General features: G+C 74.0%; 20 protein-coding genes and 1 pseudogene. 6 read left to right on the top strand and 15 right to left on the bottom strand.

Features of this window, described 5'->3' with window-relative positions; all coding sequences use genetic code 11:
• Positions 1-6: 6 nt before the first annotated feature.
• Positions 7-813, bottom strand: coding sequence for a hypothetical protein (locus tag ACZ5HG_RS09870; RefSeq protein ID WP_464175668.1), 807 nt, complete (start codon positions 811-813; stop codon positions 7-9).
• Positions 810-4,109: pseudogene (lysX, locus tag ACZ5HG_RS09865) on the bottom strand (bifunctional lysylphosphatidylglycerol synthetase/lysine--tRNA ligase LysX); the annotation flags it as partial. The pseudogene lysX and the gene ACZ5HG_RS09870, both read right to left, overlap by 4 nt.
• A 259-nt stretch (positions 4,110-4,368) precedes the next feature.
• Between lysX and ACZ5HG_RS09860 the strand changes: the two are divergent.
• Positions 4,369-4,581 carry a hypothetical protein gene (locus ACZ5HG_RS09860; RefSeq protein ID WP_464175666.1) on the top strand — a complete coding sequence of 71 codons (213 nt, stop codon included), beginning with the start codon at positions 4,369-4,371 and terminating at the stop codon, positions 4,579-4,581.
• Positions 4,582-4,721: 140 nt separating this feature from the next.
• Here the strand turns inward: ACZ5HG_RS09860 and ACZ5HG_RS09855 are convergent, their stop codons facing one another.
• A complete protein-coding gene (locus ACZ5HG_RS09855) occupies positions 4,722-4,991 on the bottom strand; it encodes a Rho termination factor N-terminal domain-containing protein (RefSeq protein WP_464175664.1) in 270 nt (89 codons plus the stop codon).
• Between the two features lie 133 nt (positions 4,992-5,124).
• Between ACZ5HG_RS09855 and ACZ5HG_RS09850 the strand changes: the two genes are divergently transcribed.
• The 3 genes from ACZ5HG_RS09850 (at position 5,125) to ACZ5HG_RS09840 (ending at position 6,833) form a co-directional block, all read left to right on the top strand.
• The gene (locus ACZ5HG_RS09850) at positions 5,125-5,982 is read left to right on the top strand and encodes an SDR family oxidoreductase (protein WP_464175662.1); all 858 of its coding nucleotides are present in this window, start codon (positions 5,125-5,127) and stop codon (positions 5,980-5,982) included.
• Between the two features lie 160 nt (positions 5,983-6,142).
• Complete coding sequence (locus ACZ5HG_RS09845; protein WP_464175660.1) at positions 6,143-6,475, top strand: STAS domain-containing protein; 333 nt, start codon at positions 6,143-6,145, stop codon at positions 6,473-6,475.
• A 43-nt stretch (positions 6,476-6,518) separates the two neighbouring features.
• Complete coding sequence (locus tag ACZ5HG_RS09840; protein WP_464175658.1) at positions 6,519-6,833, top strand: hypothetical protein; 315 nt, start codon at positions 6,519-6,521, stop codon at positions 6,831-6,833.
• A gap of 34 nt (positions 6,834-6,867) precedes the next feature.
• Here ACZ5HG_RS09840 and ACZ5HG_RS09835 read toward each other — a convergent pair whose 3' ends face one another.
• Positions 6,868-7,380 (bottom strand): N-acetyltransferase family protein, encoded by a 513-nt coding sequence (locus ACZ5HG_RS09835; RefSeq protein WP_464175655.1) that lies wholly within the window; start codon positions 7,378-7,380, stop codon positions 6,868-6,870.
• A complete protein-coding gene (locus tag ACZ5HG_RS09830) occupies positions 7,377-7,751 on the bottom strand; it encodes an ArsR/SmtB family transcription factor (protein ID WP_464175653.1) in 375 nt (124 codons plus the stop codon). Before ACZ5HG_RS09830 ends, ACZ5HG_RS09835 begins: the two co-directional genes overlap by 4 nt.
• 68 nt (positions 7,752-7,819) lie before the next feature.
• On the opposite strand from ACZ5HG_RS09830, the gene arsM reads away from it, so the two are divergent.
• Positions 7,820-8,605 (top strand): arsenite methyltransferase, encoded by a 786-nt coding sequence (gene arsM / locus ACZ5HG_RS09825; RefSeq protein ID WP_464175651.1) that lies wholly within the window; start codon positions 7,820-7,822, stop codon positions 8,603-8,605.
• A 13-nt stretch (positions 8,606-8,618) separates the two neighbouring features.
• Here arsM and ACZ5HG_RS09820 read toward each other — a convergent pair whose 3' ends face one another.
• The 6 genes from ACZ5HG_RS09820 to ACZ5HG_RS09795 all read right to left on the bottom strand — a co-directional run bounded on the left by ACZ5HG_RS09820 (position 8,619) and on the right by ACZ5HG_RS09795 (position 12,597).
• The gene (locus ACZ5HG_RS09820) at positions 8,619-9,044 is read right to left on the bottom strand and encodes an arsenate reductase ArsC (protein WP_464175649.1); all 426 of its coding nucleotides are present in this window, start codon (positions 9,042-9,044) and stop codon (positions 8,619-8,621) included.
• Complete coding sequence (locus ACZ5HG_RS09815; protein ID WP_464175647.1) at positions 9,044-10,069, bottom strand: metalloregulator ArsR/SmtB family transcription factor; 1,026 nt, start codon at positions 10,067-10,069, stop codon at positions 9,044-9,046. Before ACZ5HG_RS09815 ends, ACZ5HG_RS09820 begins: the two co-directional genes overlap by 1 nt.
• Before the next feature lie 87 nt (positions 10,070-10,156).
• Positions 10,157-10,501, bottom strand: a complete 345-nt coding sequence (locus ACZ5HG_RS09810; protein ID WP_464175645.1) for a PRC-barrel domain-containing protein — start codon at positions 10,499-10,501, stop codon at positions 10,157-10,159.
• Positions 10,488-10,910 carry a hypothetical protein gene (locus ACZ5HG_RS09805; protein WP_464175643.1) on the bottom strand — a complete coding sequence of 141 codons (423 nt, stop codon included), beginning with the start codon at positions 10,908-10,910 and terminating at the stop codon, positions 10,488-10,490. Before ACZ5HG_RS09805 ends, ACZ5HG_RS09810 begins: the two co-directional genes overlap by 14 nt.
• The gene (locus ACZ5HG_RS09800) at positions 10,907-12,136 is read right to left on the bottom strand and encodes an Nramp family divalent metal transporter (RefSeq protein ID WP_464175641.1); all 1,230 of its coding nucleotides are present in this window, start codon (positions 12,134-12,136) and stop codon (positions 10,907-10,909) included. The genes ACZ5HG_RS09805 and ACZ5HG_RS09800 overlap by 4 nt, the downstream gene beginning before the upstream one ends.
• Positions 12,133-12,597, bottom strand: coding sequence for a hypothetical protein (locus ACZ5HG_RS09795; protein ID WP_464175639.1), 465 nt, complete (start codon positions 12,595-12,597; stop codon positions 12,133-12,135). Before ACZ5HG_RS09795 ends, ACZ5HG_RS09800 begins: the two co-directional genes overlap by 4 nt.
• Before the next feature lie 169 nt (positions 12,598-12,766).
• Here ACZ5HG_RS09795 and ACZ5HG_RS09790 point away from each other — a divergent pair, with 169 nt between their 5' ends.
• Entirely contained in the window at positions 12,767-13,981 is a 1,215-nt protein-coding gene (locus ACZ5HG_RS09790; RefSeq protein ID WP_464175637.1) for a zinc-dependent alcohol dehydrogenase, read from the top strand.
• 38 nt (positions 13,982-14,019) lie between these two features.
• Here the strand turns inward: ACZ5HG_RS09790 and ACZ5HG_RS09785 are convergent, their stop codons facing one another.
• The 4 genes from ACZ5HG_RS09785 to ACZ5HG_RS09770 form a co-directional block, all read right to left on the bottom strand.
• The gene (locus tag ACZ5HG_RS09785) at positions 14,020-14,265 is read right to left on the bottom strand and encodes a CDGSH iron-sulfur domain-containing protein (protein ID WP_464175635.1); all 246 of its coding nucleotides are present in this window, start codon (positions 14,263-14,265) and stop codon (positions 14,020-14,022) included.
• Entirely contained in the window at positions 14,262-15,317 is a 1,056-nt protein-coding gene (locus ACZ5HG_RS09780; RefSeq protein WP_464175633.1) for an iron-containing redox enzyme family protein, read from the bottom strand. Before ACZ5HG_RS09780 ends, ACZ5HG_RS09785 begins: the two co-directional genes overlap by 4 nt.
• 287 nt (positions 15,318-15,604) lie before the next feature.
• Complete coding sequence (locus ACZ5HG_RS09775) at positions 15,605-16,003, bottom strand: hypothetical protein (protein WP_464175631.1); 399 nt, start codon at positions 16,001-16,003, stop codon at positions 15,605-15,607.
• A 436-nt stretch (positions 16,004-16,439) separates the two neighbouring features.
• Positions 16,440-16,793 carry a hypothetical protein gene (locus ACZ5HG_RS09770; protein WP_464175629.1) on the bottom strand — a complete coding sequence of 118 codons (354 nt, stop codon included), beginning with the start codon at positions 16,791-16,793 and terminating at the stop codon, positions 16,440-16,442.
• Positions 16,794-16,890: the final 97 nt, after the last annotated feature.

Genomic DNA, 16,890 nt, shown 5'->3' with positions numbered 1-16,890 from the left:
TCGGCCTCAGCCGGCCGCCTCCGCGGTGGCGCTCGCCGGGCTGGTCGCCAGCACGGCGCAGGCGACCACGGCGGCGACCAGCGCGAGCCCGACCGGTGCCGCCCACCCGGCGCGCACCACGTCGCCGAGCACCACCACGCCGACGGCCCCGGGGACCACCACCTCGGTCACCGAGAGGATCGCGGCGAGCGGACCGGCCGCCCCGCGCTCCAGGGCTCGCAGGTAGGCGAGCACCCCGACCGCGCCGCAGGCGACGATCGCGAGGGTGAGCGGCTGCACCACCGTGCCGACCAGCCCCTCGGCGGCGTGCGCCCCCCGGGCGGCGACGGCGGTGCCGGAGTAGCCCAGGCCGCCGAGCAGGGCCAGCAGCCAGGCGGGTGCGGACCGGTAGGCGGCGACGGTCGCGAGCACCAGCGCGCCGGACGTGATCAGCATCGCGGTGACGAACCCGGTCGGCGGTGCCGTGGCCGGCTGCTCGCCGGACCCACCGGCGAGCACGCCCAGCGCCAGCACGACCACGGCGACCGCGGCGAGGTCGACGGGTCGCACGACGCTCCCGAGCACCGCCCGGGACAGCAGCACCACCACGACCACCGAGGACGCGAGCACGGCCTGCACCACGAACAGCGGCAGCCGGTCCAGCGCGAGCAGGGACAGCAACCATGCCAGGCCGTCGATCACCAGCGCACCGATCACCAGGGGCTGACGCAGGGCGGACAGCCCGTGCGCGCGTCGGGTCGCGACGGCCTGCATGATCGTGGAGGCGCCGTACCCGAGCGCGGCCACGACCGCGGCGACCAGGGCGAGGGTCATCGGGCGCCCCGCCCGGAGGGGCGCACGAACGGGAACGTCAGGGTGTCCCGGATCGACCCGCCGACCAGCATCATCACCACCCGGTCCACGCCGATGCCGACACCGCCGGTGGGCGGCATCGCGAACTCCAGTGCGCTGAGGAACTCCTCGTCGATCTCCATGGCCTCGGGGTCGCCGGCCGCCGCGAGGAGGGACTGCTCGGTCAGCCGCCGGCGCTGCTCCACCGGGTCCACCAGCTCGGAGTACGCCGTGCCGAGCTCCGCCCCGAAGGGGACCAGGTCCCAGCGCTCGGCCAGGCGGGGGTCGCGGCGGTGCGCGCGGGTGAGCGGGGAGGTCTCCACCGGGAAGTCCAGGTAGAACGTGGGCTCGACGGTCTGCCCCTCGACGAACCGGTCGTAGAGCTCGTTCACCAGCGCGCCGTGCGTCTCGTCAGGGTCCCAGGCGACGTCGTGGGCGTCGCACAGCGCACGCAGGTCGGCCAGCGGCAGGTCGGGGGTGACGTCGGCGTCCAGCGCCCGGGACACGGCGTCGTGCACGGTCACCGTCGGCCACGGGCCGTCGAGGCGGACCACCGTGCCGTCGGGCCGGTGGGCGACGGGTTCGCCGTGCACCGCGACGGCGGCGGCCACGATCAGCTCCCGGGTCAGGTCGCGCATGGTCAGGTAGTCACCGTGGGCGGCGTAGGCCTCCAGCGAGGTGAACTCCGGGTTGTGGGTCGCGTCGACGCCCTCGTTGCGGAAGTTCCGGCCCAGCTCGAACACGCGGCCCGCGCCGCCGACCATCAGCCGCTTGAGGAACAGCTCGGGGGCGATCCGCAGGTACAGGTCCAGGTCGTAGGCGTTGATGTGGGTGCGGAACGGGCGGGCGTTCGCGCCGCCGTGGATGCGTTGCAGGATCGGGGTCTCGACCTCCAGGAACCCGGCGGCCACCAGGGAGGAGCGCAGCGACCACACGGCGGTGGACCGCGCGCGCAGCAGGTGCTGGGCGTGGTCGTCCAGGGCCAGGTCCATGTGCCGCAGCCGCACGCGGGCCTCGGGGTCGGCGAGGCCGCGGTGCTTGTCCGGCGGCGGGGTGAGCGCCTTGGCGGCCATCGTCCAGGCGGTGACCGCCAGCGAGGGCTCGCCGCTGCGGCTGGTGACCGGCGACCCGGTGACCGACACCTGGTCGCCGAGGTCGACGGCGCGGCGCCACAGGTCGAGGTTCGCCGTGCGGTCGGCGGAGAGCAGCACCTGCACCTCGGCGGTGCCCTCGCGCAGCACGGCGAACACGACGCCGCCCAGGTCACGCAGCCGGGTCACCCGCCCGACGGCCGAGATCTCCGGGACGTCGGCGGCGCCCGGACCGGCGGCGAGCACCTCGGCGGCCCGCGCCACCGTGACCGTGCGGGGCACCGCGACCGGGTAGGGCTCGGTGCCGGCCTCGCGCAGGATCCGCAGCTTGGCGTGCCGGGCCCGCTGCTGCTCGGTGAGGTGCCGGTCCGGGGCGGTCACGGCCAGCGCCTCGGACTCCTGGTCCCGCACCGCGGCCACGTGCGCCGGGTCCTGCAGCGACGCGGCACCCGCGGCCGCCTCCGTGCCGCCGAGCCAGGCCGGCCCCCGGGGCACGAAGCCCTCCGCCTGACCGAGCGCGAGGATCACGCGGGTGAGCTGGCTGCCGGCCTCGTAGCAGAGCAGCCGCGGCACCCAGTCCGGCTGGTACTTCTCGTTCGAGCGGTACAGCTGCTCCAGCTGCCAGAACCGGGAGGCCAGCAGCAGCACCCGCCGGTTGAACCGCTGCACCGGGGTGGCACCGACACGCTCGCCGAGCTCGAAGGTCCCCCGGAACATCGCGAAGTTCATCGAGATCCGGTCGACGCCCAGGTCGCCGGCGGCACCGACCAGGCCGTGCACCATGATCTCGGTGACCCCGGTGATCGCGTCGGGGGATCGCCGCATGACGTCCAGCGACAGCCCGCGCCGACCCCACGGCGCGAAGGAGAGCAGCCCCTGGCACCGCCCCTCGGCGTCGTGGGCGCTGACAACGACCAGCCGCGGGTCCACCGGGGAGCCGATGCGCTCCAGCGCCATCGAGTAGCCCCGCTCCTCGCCGTGCCGCCACCGGTCGGCGTCGGGCACCAGCGCGGCGAGCTCCGGCTCGGGGATCGCGGACTGACGACGGACCTTCACCTGGTACCCCGCCGACCGGCCCCGCTCGACGCTGCGCCGCACCGCGCGCATGGCCGGTGCCGCCAGGTCGAACCGCCGGGGGACCACGACCGCCTCGTCGCCCATCGGCACCGGGTGCAGCCCCGCGTCCTGGTAGGCGCGCGCACCGGCCTCGGTGGTCGAGGTGACCGCGGGGACCCACCCGTGCTCCCGGGTGTGCGCCAGCCAGCGGTCGATCGCGTCCGGCCAGGCCTCCGGCGCGCCCAGCGGCTCGCCGGCCGCCAGGCTCACCCCGGACACGACCCGGTAGGACACCGCGGCCCGACCGTCGGCGGACAGCACGGTCGACCGGTCGGCCCGGGTGGCGAAGTAGCCGAGCGAGTCGCCCTCGCCGGAGGTGAGCAGCAGCCGCCGCACGGTCAGGTCGTCCTCGGCGTGCCGCGCCCGGTCGTCGGAGGTCGAGCGCAGGAAGACCGCCAGCCCGAGCAGCAGACCGGTGGCGGACACCAGGCTGGCGAGGGCGCCGATCCAGAGCGGCCCGTGCGCCTCGCCGTGCAGCGCCGGGGTGTGGACGCCGATCGCGTGCGCCACGCTCCACCGGACCTGCTCGCCGATCGAGGCGCCGTGCGAGGGCTGCACCCGCAGCAGCACGATCGCCAGCAGCGCGCCGAGGGCGACGCCGGCGAGCGTCACCAGCACCGCGCTGCGCCAGGCGCGTCGGCGCAACCGGGCCGGGAAGGCGCGCCGAGATCCCACCAGCAGTACGGTCGCCACCACCGCGACCACGACCGACACCGCCAGGGAGGCGAGGTCGGAGCGGCGCAGGCCGGCGTCCTCGACCGACAGCACGCCGGTGCCGCCCAGGACCAGCAGCACGCCCCCGAGCACCGCCGTCGGCACCTGCCAGACCAGCACGACGAACCACATCGCGGCGCGCAGCCGACGCAGCATGCCGGAGGCGATCACCCCGACCAGCACCGCCGCGAAGAACCCGGGATGGCTCGGGACGTTGAGGACCGCGAGCCAGCCCGCGACCGTGTGCACGGCGTGCGGCGCGAACGGCAGCAGCGCCAGACCGACCAGCTGCCAGATCGCGAGCGCCTGGAGCACCCGGCTGCTCACCCGGGCGACCGCCACCGCGCGGGGCGAGGGCGATCGTGCCCTGGGTCGAGCAGCGCTACCCGATCGCGACCGACCGCACGTACCAGGCGGTCGGCGGCATGTCCTCGGGGGCGTACTGCGCCCTCGACCAGGGCCTGCGCCACTCGGAGGACATCGGCACGATCCTGGCGATCATGCCGTACGACCGCCCCGGCGCCGGCGCGGAGACCGAGCTGTCCACCCCGCAGGAGATCGCCGCGCACAGCCCGCCGACTACGTCCGGACGATCGCGCTCACCACGCCCACGGCGGTGTTCCTCGACCGCGGCGGCGACGAGGGCGACCCCGAGGTGGTGCGGTCCGCCACGGAGCTGGCCGCGGCGCTGGAGGCGCGGGGTCAGCCCGTCGAGCTGCGGGTCGAGCCCGGGGTCGGGCACACCTGGGCCGCCGCGATGGTCGCGCTGCCGCACGCCCTGGAGTTCTTCGAGCGGCAGATGGCGGCGGCCGAGGTGCGCGCCCCGTGAGCACGACCGCGCCGGCGCGCTCTGCTCCGCCGTCTTCCTGGTCTGGGCGGCGGGTCCCGCCTCCCTGCTGGCGACGTTCGCGGTGAACGTACTGGCCCGTCGGCTCGGGCGGCGGTGAGACGGCCCCGGCCCTGATCCCCTCAGTGCGAGCGCAGCGCCTGCACGAGATCGCTCTTGTTCATCGAGGACCTACCCTCGATCCCGATCTCGGCGGCACGCTTGCGCAGGTCGGCGACGGTCCAGTCCTCGTAGGAGCCGGACGTGCCGCCCTTGCGGCCCACCGCGGAGCGGCCGCGCGCCGCGGCGGCGTTCGCGATGCGCGCGGACTTCTCCTTGCTGTTGCCCTCGTCGCGAAGCTCCTCGTACAGCTCGGGGTCCTTCACGCTCGGACCCGGGTCTCGCTTCGGCATGGCGTCCTCCTTCGCCGGCGGCTCCTGATCCCTCGATCGTGCTCCGCGGCCCCGGCACCCGCATCCGGTGCAGATGCGGCACCCGGTCCGGTCTGCCTAGCGTGGAGAACCGCAACTCTCGGAGGGAGTCGACATGAACGACACGTCGCTGCCGCGGCAGCAGCAGGACCCGCCCGGTCTGACCGGCCCGATGGATCCCGCCCCCGACCACGGGGAGACCTCGTACGTCGGCTCCGGCAGGCTGACCGGTCGCCGGGCGTTCATCACCGGCGGTGACTCCGGGATCGGCCGGGCGGTCGCCATCGCCTACGCCCGGGAGGGCGCCGACGTGGCGATCGGCTACCTGCCCGAGGAGGACGTGGACGCCCAGGAGACGGCCCGCTGGGTGCGCGAGGCCGGCCGGACCTGCGTGCTGGTGCCGGCCGACCTGCGCAGCGAGGACGCCGCGCGCGGGGCGGTGAGCACCGCCGTGGAGGGGTTGGGCGGGCTGGACCTCCTGGTGAACAACGCCGGCTACCAGATGGCCCGGCGGGAGTCCTTCGAGGACGTGCGCACCGACGACCTGGATCGCGTGATGAAGACCAACCTCTACGCGCTGGTCTGGGTGACGCAGGAGGCGCTGACGCACCTGGGCGAGGGCTCCGCGATCGTGAACTGCTCCTCGATCCAGGCCTACCAGCCCTCGGAGTCGCTGGTGGACTACGCCTCGACCAAGGCCGCGATCAACAACATCACCGTGAACCTGGCCTCGGAGCTGGGGGAGCGCGGGATCCGGGTGAACGCGGTGGCGCCGGGGCCGATCTGGACGCCGTTGCAGCCCGCGACCCAGCCGCCGGAGAAGGTGGAGAAGTTCGGCCTGGACACCCCGCTCGGCCGCCCCGGGCAGCCGGCGGAGGTCGCGCACGCCTTCGTCTTCCTCGCCTCGTCCACCACCGCCTCGTACGTCTCGGGCACGGTGCTCGGGGTCACCGGGGGCAAGCCGGTGTTCTGACCCGGCTGGCCGGTCCGGCGCGGCCGGGCCCGCGCGGATCTCGCGATCCGTGCGACAGTGGTGGCAGTGCGGGGCGTCGTCGCACCGATCTCAGATCGACCTTGCCGTGCACGACGGCGCCGACCGGTGCCGGCGACCCCACGCCGGAGGCGGCGCGATCATGAAGACGCACGAGATCACGACCGAGCGCGACGGCGACGTCGCCGTGCTGCACCTGCGTGGCGAGATCGGCCTCGCGCTGCGAGAACAGGCCCGCCAGGCGTTGCACTGGATCGCTGCGGCCGATCGGCCCGTGGTGGTGGACCTCGGCGAGGTCACGTTCCTGGACTCCTCGGGCGTCACCTTCCTCCTCCAGTGCCGGCGTGCCTGCCAGGAGTCCGGCACCCGGTGCACGCTCCGCCGGGTGCCGTCGCCCGTCGCGCACGTGCTGACGCTCCTCGGGCTCACGGACGTGCTGCCGATCGAGACGACCCTGCCGGTGGGTGCATCGTGAACCCGGGGTGTGCGCGGGCCCGCTGCGGTGGGACGAGCCGCACGTGACGACCGCGCCCGCGCCGGAGGAGCCCGAGGGGGACCGCTTCGCCGACCTGAGCGTCGAGGAGCGCGGGCGCAGCCGGATCGTGGTGCTCCACGACCCCAGCGAGCAGGGGGAGGCGACGACGTGGCGGCTGAGCCTGGTCGATCTCGCCGGTCGCGTCGTCGCCCGGATCGACGTCCACGAGATCGCCCCGGTGCCGTTCGACGACCTCGTCCGGCCGCACCTCGACGTGATCGGCCGGCAGGTCGACGGAGGCTGGATCAGCGATCACGACCACCACGGCCGGCCGCGCCACCGAGCCCGGCTCAGGTGAACCGGATGACCGCCTCGACGCCGGTGCGCGGTCGCTACAGGCGCTTCTCCAGCAGCACGACGTCGAGCCAGGCGCCGGCATGGGGCCCGTGCTCCATCAGCCCGAGGCGTTCGCGCGTGCCGACGACACGGAAGCCGGCGGCGGCGTGCAGGGCGAGGCTGGCGGTGTTCTGCGGGAACACCCCGGACTGCACGGTCCAGATCCCACCGGCTGCGGCGTCGGCGAGCAGGTGGTCGAGCAGGAGCGCGCCGACCCCGCGGCCGCGGGCGGACGGTGCGACGTAGACGGAGTGCTCGACGACGCCCGCGTAGACGCACCGGCCGGAGACGGGGGAGACCGCGATCCAGCCGATCACCTGGTCGCCGTCGAGGGCGACGAAGCGGTGCGCGGGCAGGTGGCCGGTGTCGAACTCCTGCCACGTCGGCGCCTGGGACTGGAAGGTCGCGGTGCCGGTGGCGATGCCGGCGGTGTAGATGTCGAGCACGGCGACGGCGTGCTCGGGGCCCATCGCGGCGATCTGCACGCCGGTGGCCGTGGGGGCGCTCATGCGTCGACCTGGCCGAGCAGGTGCTCGCCGAGGTGGGTGCTCAGTGCGCGCACCGCGCCGGGGACCAGGGTGTAGTAGGCCCAGACGCCGCGCTTGTCCCGGGTGACGAACCCGGCCTCGGTGAGCACCTTGAGGTGGTGGGAGACGGTGGGCTGCGACAGCCCGACCGGCTCGGTCAGGTCGCAGACGCAGGCCTCGCCGCCCTCGTGCGCGGCGATGATCGACAGCAGCCGCAGCCGGGTCGGGTCGGCCAGCGCCTTGAGCGTCCGCGCGGTGGCCTCGGCGTCCTGAGCGCTCATCGTCGGGCCGGCGGCCGGGGAGCAGCAGCCGGTCGACGTGGCCGGTGCCAGCGGGAGCAGGTCGAGTGCCATGCGCCCATGATGACCCAGACATTGACAGTTGTCGATCCCTGGTCCAGGCTTCCGGTCAGCAGGTATTGATGAGCGTCGATGTGGAGGTGGTCGTGATGGTGCAGGACGTGCGGGAGCAGGTGCGTGCGCGGTACGCGCTGGCGGCGGTGCAGGGCAGCGGGGACGCGGGCTGCTGCGGCGGGTCGGGCGGAGGGTGCGGGCCGACGGATCTGGTGATCGACGAGCGGTTCGGTGCCGGCCTGTACGGGGCGGACGACGCCGCATCGGTGCCGGCCGAGGCGCTGGCCTCGTCGCTGGGGTGCGGGAACCCGCTGATGGTCGCCGAGCTGCGCGAGGGGGAGCGGGTGCTGGACCTGGGCTCCGGCGGCGGGATCGACGTGCTGCTGTCCGCGCGTCGGGTCGGTGCGACCGGGTTCGCCTTCGGGGTCGACATGACCGCGGAGATGCTGGACCTGGCGCGGGCGAACGCCGAGCGGGCGGGTGCGTCGAACGTGGAGTTCCGCCAGGGCACGATCGAGGACCTGCCGCTGGAGGACGCCTCGGTGGACGTGGTGATCTCCAACTGCGTGGTCAACCTGTCCCCGGACAAGTCGGCGGTGCTGGCCGAGGCGTTCCGGGTGCTGGTGCCCGGTGGCCGGTTCGGGATCTCCGACGTGGTCGCCGAGGACCACCTGACCCCTGAGCAGCGGGCCGAGCGCGGCTCGTACGTGGGGTGCATCGCCGGGGCGCTGTCCCGCGCCGAGTACCTGGAGGGCCTGGCGGCGGCGGGGTTCGTCGACGCCGAGGTCACGTTCACCCACCCGGTCGCCGACGGCATGCACGGCGCGATCGTCCGGGCCCGCAAGCCTGCCTGACCGTCCCGGCCGCTCAGGCGGTCACGGGGTCGACGCCGAGCTCGGCCAGCAGGATCAGGACGCGGGCGCGGATCTCGTCGCGGATCGGGCGCACGGCCTCGATGCCCTGCCCGGCCGGGTCGTCCAGGGCCCAGTCCTCGTAGCGCTTGCCGGGGAAGATCGGGCACGCGTCACCGCAGCCCATCGTGATCACCACGTCGGAGGCCTTGACCGCGTCGGTGGTCAGGATCTTCGGGCGCTCGTCGCGGAGGTCGATGCCCTCCTCGAGCATGGCCGCCACGGCGACGGGGTTGATCTGCTCGGCGGGCATCGACCCGGCGGAGCGGACCTCGACGGCGCCGCCGGACAGTGCGCGCAGGTAGCCGGCGGCCATCTGGGAGCGTCCGGCGTTGTGCACGCAGACGAACAGGGCGGACGGCTTCGCGGTGGTCTCGGTCATCAGGTCTCCTGGTGCCAGCGGGTCGACAGGGGCAGGTCGGGCAGCAGATCGGCGAGCAGGGCGCGCACCCGGCGGTCGATCTCGTCGCGGATCGCGCGCACGCCGGTCTCGGAGGCCAGGGCCGGGTCGCCGACCGCCCAGTCCTCGTAGCGCGTGCCGGGCAGGATCGGGCAGATGTCCCCGCAGCCCATCGTGATCACGACGTCCGCCGCGCGGATCGCGTCGTCGGTCAGCGGCTTGGGGAACGCGTCGGCGTCGGCGGCCAGCTCGGCCAGCAGCGGTCGGACCCCGGGGTGGACCTCGCCTGCGGGGGTCGACCCGGCCGAGCGGACCGTGACGGCGTCGCCCGCGTAGTGGTGCAGCAGCGCGGCGGCGAGCTGGGAGCGTCCGGCGTTGGCCACGCACACGAACAGCACCTGCGGGCGGTGCCGGGCGTCGGTCGCGGCGGCGAGGGACCGGGCGACGTCGGCGAGCCGCTGGCGGGCGAACCGCTCCGTGTTGACCAGCAGGTGCGCGCGGACCGCCGAGGAGCGCGCCAGGCCGGTGTAGGACTCGCGGACCACGCTCAGCACCGCAGCGCGGTCCCGGTCGGGGAACTCGCCGGCCAGCCGGTCGGTGATGCGGTCCAGGGCCTGCTCGGCGTCGGTCAGCCCGGCCAGCGGGACCAGGTGGGCGGCCTCGGCGGCGATCGGCGCGAACGAGTCGAGCAAGGTCGTCACCGCGCCGCGCAGCGCAGGCCGGACACGGTAGTGGACCCAGGTGCCGCGCCGCTCGGACGTCAGCAGCCCGACGTCCTTGAGCAGCTTGAGATGGTGCGAGACCGTCGGCTGGGACACCTCGGCGACGGTGGCCAGGTCGCACACGCACAGCTCACCGGTCGGGGAGGCGGCGATCAGCGACAGCATCCGCAGCCGCAGCGGATCGCCGAGCGCCTTCAGGGTGCCGGCCACGTGCGTGGCCGCGTCCATGCCCATGGCGTGATCGGCGGGGGAGGCCGCGGGGACGCAGCCGAGCTGATTCGACATGCATCTATATTGACATCTGTCTAAATGGATGTCGACACGGGGGAGCCAGAGCCCGGCGACCGCCCCGCTGGTCGGGGAGCCCGGCCGTCAGCCGCGGGGGAGCGCGGGGTCCCACCGCCGATGGCCCGCCCGCAGCACGACGCCCTCCGGCGCGTCACCCCACGGTTCGACGTCCTCGTGCAGGACCAGGAACGTGCCGCGGTGCCGGTGACGCAGCCAGCGGGCGATCAGGGCGGGCGCGTTCGCGTCGGTGCGCTCGTAGCCGAGGAACGAGGTGCCGGTGCGCGGGCTCACGAGCAGACCGTGCAGGCGCGGGGCCGCCAGCGTCCCGTCGAGCGGACCGTCCAGGACGAGCCGGACGTCCACGACGAACCCGAGCGGCCGGCCGTCGGCGTCGCGCACCGGCAGGTCGAGCAGGTCACTGAGGATCATGGCGACCTCCGGGGATCCGGCCGATCACGTGCTCGCGCAGCCAGCGCTCCACCCAGAGCACGTCGAGCTCCTCGCCGGGCACGCCCAGCCGGACCACCGCGCCGACGTCGGTGACGTGGGCCCACCGGATCCGGTGCAGCCGCCCGCGCGGCGGTCGGCCGCCGAAGATCCGGGTGACGAGCACCGGACCGCTGAGCAGGTGGGTGCCGACCAGCACAGCCGGGTCTCCGGGCAGCGGTGCGAGCTCCAGGTCGTCCAGCACCGCGACGGCGTCCCCGCCGCGGTCGATCACCTGCCGGTCCAGCAGGTGCAGACGGGCGTCGAGCACCAGCCCGGCGGGTGCCGGGGGAGCCGGCAGGGTCTCGTGCCGGTCGACCGGTCGGTCCCGGCGCCGCAGGCGGGGGCTCATCGTCCGGCCCCCGTGGCGATCATCAGCGGGATCGCGGCGAGCGACGCCACCACGATGACCACCAGGTAGACGAGCCCGAGGGCGTTGGTGAGCCGGCCGTTGACGTGCTCGCCCATGTACTGCCGGTCGTTGGCGACGACCAGGATCGGCAGGTAGGTCAGCGGCAGCGCCACGGCGGAGAACACCACGGAGTACTCGGTGACCGCGATCGGGTCGATGCCCGACAGCAGCACCAGCGTGCCGAGCAGCACCGCGAGCAGCATGGCGGTGTGGAAGCGCGCGGCCCGCGCGGGCCGGTGGCTCTTGCCCCAGGACCAGCCGAAGAACTGCGCCAGGGTGTAGCCGGTGGACAGCGCGGTCTCCAGGGCGGCGCCGAAGGTCGCCGCGACGATGCCGAGGATCACCACGGCCAGCGCGAGCTTGCCGCCGGCCAGCGCCACCGGCAACGTGATCTCGGACAGCGAGGTCACCTCGATCCCGCGCGGCAGCAGCACCACGGCCGCGCAGCCGGCGATGGCCACCGAGAGCAGCCCGCCGAGGGGGAAGCCGATCAGCACGTTGCTCCGGGACTGCGACAGGTCCTTCGCGGTCCACCCCTCCTCGCGTGCGCCGGAGGAGAAGAAGAACACCTCGTACGGGGTCATCGCCGCGCCGAACAGCGCGACCGCGTAGTACCAGTACACCGGCGCGGGCTCGTCGGCCGGCGTGACGGGGTGCAGCGCGGAGTCGATCAGCGCGCCCCAGTCCGGGCCGAGCTGGACGAGCGCGACCGCGAAGACCACCAGCAGCAGGCCGAGCATGCCGGTGACGTTCTCCAGCACCTGGAACTTGACCCGCCACAGCACCAGCCAGACCGCGAGCCCGGCGACGGGGATCAGCAGCCGTGACTCGACGCTGGTGGCGAGCTCCAGGGCGAGCGCGATGCCGCCGATCTCGGCGGTGAGCGTCATCAGGGTCACCGCGAAGGACGCGACCAGGTTGGCGCCGCCCGCCCGGGGTCCGAGGCGTTCCCGGATGATCTCGAAGGTCGCGCGCCCGCTGACCGCGGCGACGCGTCCGGACATCTGCGCGAACAGGCAGATCCCGACCACGCCGACCACCACCACCCACACCAGGGAGGTGCCGAAGCGTGCGCCGACCACGGCGTTGGTGACCAGGTCACCGATGTCGACGAAGCCGCCGATCGCGGTCAGGATGCCGAGCGCGACACCCAGGAGCCGCTTCATCCCGCCACCTCTGCCCCCGCGGCGTCCAGCGCGTCGGCCGCCGCGGAGAGCGCGGCGGCGACATGGTCGACGTCCGAGCCGGAGGTGTCGTTCACCCACGCCCGCGCGTCGGCGAGGGCGGTGGCACCGGCGTCGGCCGCTGCGGTGGCACGGTCCCGGGCGGCGGTGGCCTCCGGGTCGGCCGGCACGTCGCGGGTGAGCACGCCCTGGGCGTCCCAGACGTCGAGCAGCGCGTCGTTCAGCGTGGTGTCGGCGGTGGCGGCGGTGGTCCGGTCGTCGCGCACCAGCTCGACGACGAGGGTGCCGATCGCCACGGCGGAGGTCGCCTGGTCCACCGCCTGACTGACGGTGTCCGCCGCGTCGCGGTCGGCGGACGACGGGCCCGTGCACCCGGCGAGCAGCAGCACGACGGCAGCGACCGCTGCGGACGACGGGCCGACGGGACGACGGGCGGGGGACATGTCGGCATGGTGGTCCTGCTGGCGGCGGCGCGCATCCGCAGCGGCCGGTCGCCGCTCCGGGGACCCGGTGCGAGACTGGCGAGGCCGGTGTGGAGCCAGCGCACCGCCACCATCCGCCACCGACGGCGGCCCAGACCGCCGCCGACGCGGCGACTCGAAGGGGAGCGCGATGCGCGCACTGACCTGGCAGGGACGCGAGCACGTGAGCGTCGAGACGGTGCCGGACCCACGGATCGAGCAGCCGACCGACGCGGTGGTGCGGATCACGTCCACCGCGATCTGCGGATCGGACCTGCACCTGTACGCGGTGCTCGGCATGTACCTCGACCCGGGCGACGTGCTCGGCCACGAGGCGATGGGTGTCGTCGAGGAGGTCGGCGCGGTGGCCGGCGAACGGCTCAGCGTCGGCGACCGGGTGGTGGTGCCCTTCGGGATCGCCTGCGGGACCTGCTTCATGTGCCGCCGCGGGTTGCAGTCGCAGTGCGAGACGACGCAGGTGCACGCCCAGGACAAGGGCGCGGCCTTGTTCGGCTACACCCGCCTCTACGGCAGCGTGCCCGGGGGGCAGGCGCAGTACCTGCGGGTGCCGCAGGCGCAGTACGGGCCGGTGGTCGTGCCGGACGACGGCGAGCCGGACGAGCGCTACCTGTACCTGTCGGACGTGCTGCCGACGGCCTGGCAGGCGGTGGAGTACGCGGGGGTGCAGGCGGGGTCGACGGTCGCGGTGCTCGGGCTGGGGCCGATCGGGCAGATGGCGACCCGGGTGGCCCTGCACCGCGGCGCGGCGCGGGTGATCGGCGTCGACACGGTGCCGGAGCGGCTGGCGATGGCGGCACGGCACGGCGTGGAGGTGCTGGACGCCTCGCGGACCGGCGAGGGTGATGTGGCAGCCGTGCTGCGGGACGTCACGGACGGCCGCGGGCCGGACGCGGTGGTCGACGCGGTGGGGATGGAGGCGCACGGCTCACCCCTGGCGGAGGCGGCGCAGAAGGCCGTCGGCCACCTGCCCGGTGCGCTGGCGGCCGCGGTGACCGAGAAGGTCGGCGGAGACAGGCTGGCGGCGTTCCTGATCGCGATCGACGCCGTGCGGCGCGGCGGCACCCTGTCGATCTCCGGCGTGTACGGCGGCGCGAAGGACCCGCTGCCGATGATGCAGATCTTCGACAAGCAGATCACGCTGCGGATGGGCCAGGCCAACGTGCGGCGCTGGGTGGACGACCTGCTGCCGCTGGTGCAGGACCCCGCCGACCCGCTCGGCGTGCTGGACCTGCGCACGCACCGGGTGCCGCTGGAGGACGCCCCGGCGGCGTACCGGACCTTCCAGCGCAAGGAGGACGGCTGCGTGAAGGTCGTGCTCGACCCCGCGCTGCCCGCAGCGCAGTAGGCGCGGGAGGTCCGCCGGCCGGACAGCGCCGAGCGTCGTCAGACCGGTCGCTGACCCGGTTCTGGCGGCCTCGGCGCCTCGTCGTCGGTGCGGAAGCCGATCGCCTTGTGCGAGCCGTCGCAGAACGGCTTGATCGCCGAGACCCCGCACCGGCACAGCGCGACGGTCGCGCGCCTGCGTGGCACGAGCGCACCCGCCGCGTCACGGATCTCGACGTCACCGCGCACCAGGATCGGCCCGTCGGGACACGCGGTCAGCACGACCGGAGCCGGCCGGGTGCTCACACGCCCACCTCCGCCCGTGCGGGCCGGCGCAGCGAGCTCTCCCCTGCGGACCACCGGTCGATCAGGAACGTGCCGACCCGGGCGTCGGCCGCCAGGCAGGCCGCGGCCCCGAACAGCACGTCGTCACGCAGACCCGGTTGCTGGGCGACGAGCTCGCCGGCGAGGTCACGTCCGGCGATCTGCTCGTGGACGGCGTCGGCCTCCACGTGCTCGTCGAAGTACCAGGTGGTGTCGGTGCCGTACCCGTGGCGGCGGAAGCCGTTCCCGTAGAGCCGGTTGGGCTGCGAGGACGTCATCTCGAACGCGGCGAGGTGCCCGACGATGCAGCCGCGCAGCCGGCGTTGCAGCCCGAACATCGACATCATGTTCACCGACGCCAACGTGAGCGCGGGCACGTCGTCGACGTAGCACCCGTAGGTGTCGTCCAGCCCGAGACCGCGCATGGTGCGGGCGAACAGGGCGGAGTGCATGCGCTCCGGACGTCCTCCGCCGTACTCGTCGGCCTGGATCTCGACGAGCGCCGCCTTCGGCGGGCCGGACAGCCTCGGGATCGCCCAGGTGTGCGGGTCGGCCTCCTTGAGCTGGTAGACCGAGCGATGGATCAGCAGCTCGTGCAGCTGGTCGTCGGTGGCCTTCCTGGCCACGTATCCCGACAGGCTCGGTCCGGCGTCGCGGCTGGTCAGGTCGAACAGCGCGCGAGCCACGCCGACCGCCACCCCGTCGGTCGCGATGTCCCGATCGACCGCCTCGAGGAGGTCCGCCGGGACGGTGACCTCGGCCCGCAGCCGGTCCTCGAACCGCTGCTCGAGGACCGCACGGGTGCGCAGGATCGTGGTGTCCCACTCGAACCGGTCGTCGACACCGTCGATCCCGTGGTGGTGCAGCTCGTAGAGGACCGTCAGCGTGATCTGCACGTCCTCGTCCGTCCACAGGTCGGTGCTGCTCTCGGCCGCGCGGGCGGCATGGTCGGGCAGACTCGCGTCGATGTCGCCTGCGGTCAGCGCGGCGAGCACGTCGGTGCTCAGCGGACCGCGGGGGATCGGTGCTCGCACAAGGGCCTCCGTTCAGGGAGAAGGCATGGCGCCCCGGTGCTGGAGGCTGCTGCCCCGCCGGAGCCGGTGGGACGCGGTCGACGCTAACCGCGACCCGCCCCGCCCGCCTCCCGAGGCGACTGCGCCGGACATGACGCGTCACCGACCGATGACGCGACGGCGACGCCTGGTCCGGGCGCCGGGGTCGAGACCGCGGATCCCGGACGACGACATCGGTGCCGTGAACCGGGTGCTCGACGCGAGTCAATACACCTAGACCCGGTGATCACCTAGTCCTCCTCGACTACCTAGATTCCCGCGTGGTCTACCTCATTCTCTGTCTCACGACAGCTGATCGCGCCGGGTCCCGTACGGTCACAGGTGATTCTCAGCCGACACTGCAACACCCACGGCCAGGGCGGCGCGCAGGCCGGCGTCGGTGAAGTGGCCCGCAGGTCGGTCCGACCGGCGGCGATCATCAGGAGCCCGCAGATCCCGCCAACGATCAGCCCGAGAATGACGCGGGCCACGATCACCGGCCACGGGCTTCCCAGGTCCCATCCGACCGGGACGCCCACCACGAGCCCGGCGACGGCGCCGGCGAGCGAGCTGCCGAACCAGAGCCCCAGGTTGCCCTGCTCCTCGTACTCCGCGGCCACCAGGCGCGCGAGTCGCTCCCAGCGCAGCGCCTCGATCGCGCTACCCACTCGGGCGGGGGGGGGGAAGCGCACCCTCGTGCGGCGTCGACCCGAGGCGGGCACGCGCACGTCCCAGGTGCGATCTGGCCCGGTGCGGCCCGCACCCGAGATCGCTGGGCCGACCCAGACACGGATGAGCCGACCGGCCTTCCTGCTGCTGGTCTCCGCCGGCGGACGGCGCCGACCTCTCACGTGCGGGCCTCGACGTATTGCCCGGCGCGCTTGCTCATGCCCCGCAACGTAGTCCGCGGCCGGGTGGTTCCGGGTCGAAACCGAGGGGTGACGTGCAGGTGCGCGCCGCCGCCCGCACGCTAGGTTGTTCTTCCCCCGTGAGGTTGTGAACGCGGTGTGCGGGGCGTGCGGCTGCGAGACCGGAGCTGCCGCATCCGACCCGCGAGTCGAAGTCGTGGCATCCCGGTCGTCACGGTCCGCCGCAGCGGCGTCCTCAGCGGTTGACGAGTTCGACGCCGCGCAGTCGCGGGGAGTCGATCACGGGGTGGTCGCCGCGCGGTCTGGTCGGGATGTCGTCCGGACCGAGCCCGTCGAGCACGACGCCGACTTCCGCGCCGGCGGCCACCTGCTGCGGCCGACGACGCGATGACTCGATCCGCCGGATGGTCACGAGCCGCGCGCCATCCGGAAGCAGGAGCGACGCCTCCTGGCCCTTCGACATCCATCCGCTGACCACCACGCCGGTCAGGATCGGGCCCACGCCGCTGACGGCGAAGACGTCGTCGACAACGAACACGAAGGGGCCGGGTGGCGGGACTTCGGGGGATCGGCGGGAGAACAAGCCCATGGCGTCAGCCTAACGGCGCGCGGCCCTCGGCCGCGGCTTCGGTGTACCGGTACCTGAACCCGCAGCCCAGGCGGCCCCCCAGGCGCGCGGACCCTCT

The organism is Cellulomonas sp. GTC20042 (assembly GCF_055389595.1).
This window is presented reverse-complemented; position numbering and strand designations above follow the sequence as displayed.

Excerpts from the sequence above, each read along its gene's own strand:
- ACZ5HG_RS09870 (WP_464175668.1), bottom strand. The coding sequence starts at position 813 with ATGACCCTCGCCCTGGTCGCCGCGGTCGTGGCCGCGCTCGGGTACGGC.
- ACZ5HG_RS09795 (WP_464175639.1), bottom strand. The coding sequence starts at position 12,597 with ATGTCCCCCGCCCGTCGTCCCGTCGGCCCGTCGTCCGCAGCGGTCGCT.
- ACZ5HG_RS09800 (WP_464175641.1), bottom strand. The coding sequence starts at position 12,136 with ATGAAGCGGCTCCTGGGTGTCGCGCTCGGCATCCTGACCGCGATCGGC.
- ACZ5HG_RS09815 (WP_464175647.1), bottom strand. The coding sequence starts at position 10,069 with ATGTCGAATCAGCTCGGCTGCGTCCCCGCGGCCTCCCCCGCCGATCAC.
- ACZ5HG_RS09805 (WP_464175643.1), bottom strand. The coding sequence starts at position 10,910 with ATGAGCCCCCGCCTGCGGCGCCGGGACCGACCGGTCGACCGGCACGAG.
- ACZ5HG_RS09835 (WP_464175655.1), bottom strand. The coding sequence starts at position 7,380 with ATGAGCGCCCCCACGGCCACCGGCGTGCAGATCGCCGCGATGGGCCCC.
- ACZ5HG_RS09770 (WP_464175629.1), bottom strand. The coding sequence starts at position 16,793 with ATGGGCTTGTTCTCCCGCCGATCCCCCGAAGTCCCGCCACCCGGCCCC.
- ACZ5HG_RS09855 (WP_464175664.1), bottom strand. The coding sequence starts at position 4,991 with ATGCCGAAGCGAGACCCGGGTCCGAGCGTGAAGGACCCCGAGCTGTAC.
- arsM (WP_464175651.1), top strand. The coding sequence starts at position 7,820 with ATGAGCGTCGATGTGGAGGTGGTCGTGATGGTGCAGGACGTGCGGGAG.
- ACZ5HG_RS09790 (WP_464175637.1), top strand. The coding sequence starts at position 12,767 with ATGCGCGCACTGACCTGGCAGGGACGCGAGCACGTGAGCGTCGAGACG.
- ACZ5HG_RS09810 (WP_464175645.1), bottom strand. The coding sequence starts at position 10,501 with ATGATCCTCAGTGACCTGCTCGACCTGCCGGTGCGCGACGCCGACGGC.
- ACZ5HG_RS09850 (WP_464175662.1), top strand. The coding sequence starts at position 5,125 with ATGAACGACACGTCGCTGCCGCGGCAGCAGCAGGACCCGCCCGGTCTG.
- ACZ5HG_RS09830 (WP_464175653.1), bottom strand. The coding sequence starts at position 7,751 with ATGGCACTCGACCTGCTCCCGCTGGCACCGGCCACGTCGACCGGCTGC.
- ACZ5HG_RS09845 (WP_464175660.1), top strand. The coding sequence starts at position 6,143 with ATGAAGACGCACGAGATCACGACCGAGCGCGACGGCGACGTCGCCGTG.
- ACZ5HG_RS09820 (WP_464175649.1), bottom strand. The coding sequence starts at position 9,044 with ATGACCGAGACCACCGCGAAGCCGTCCGCCCTGTTCGTCTGCGTGCAC.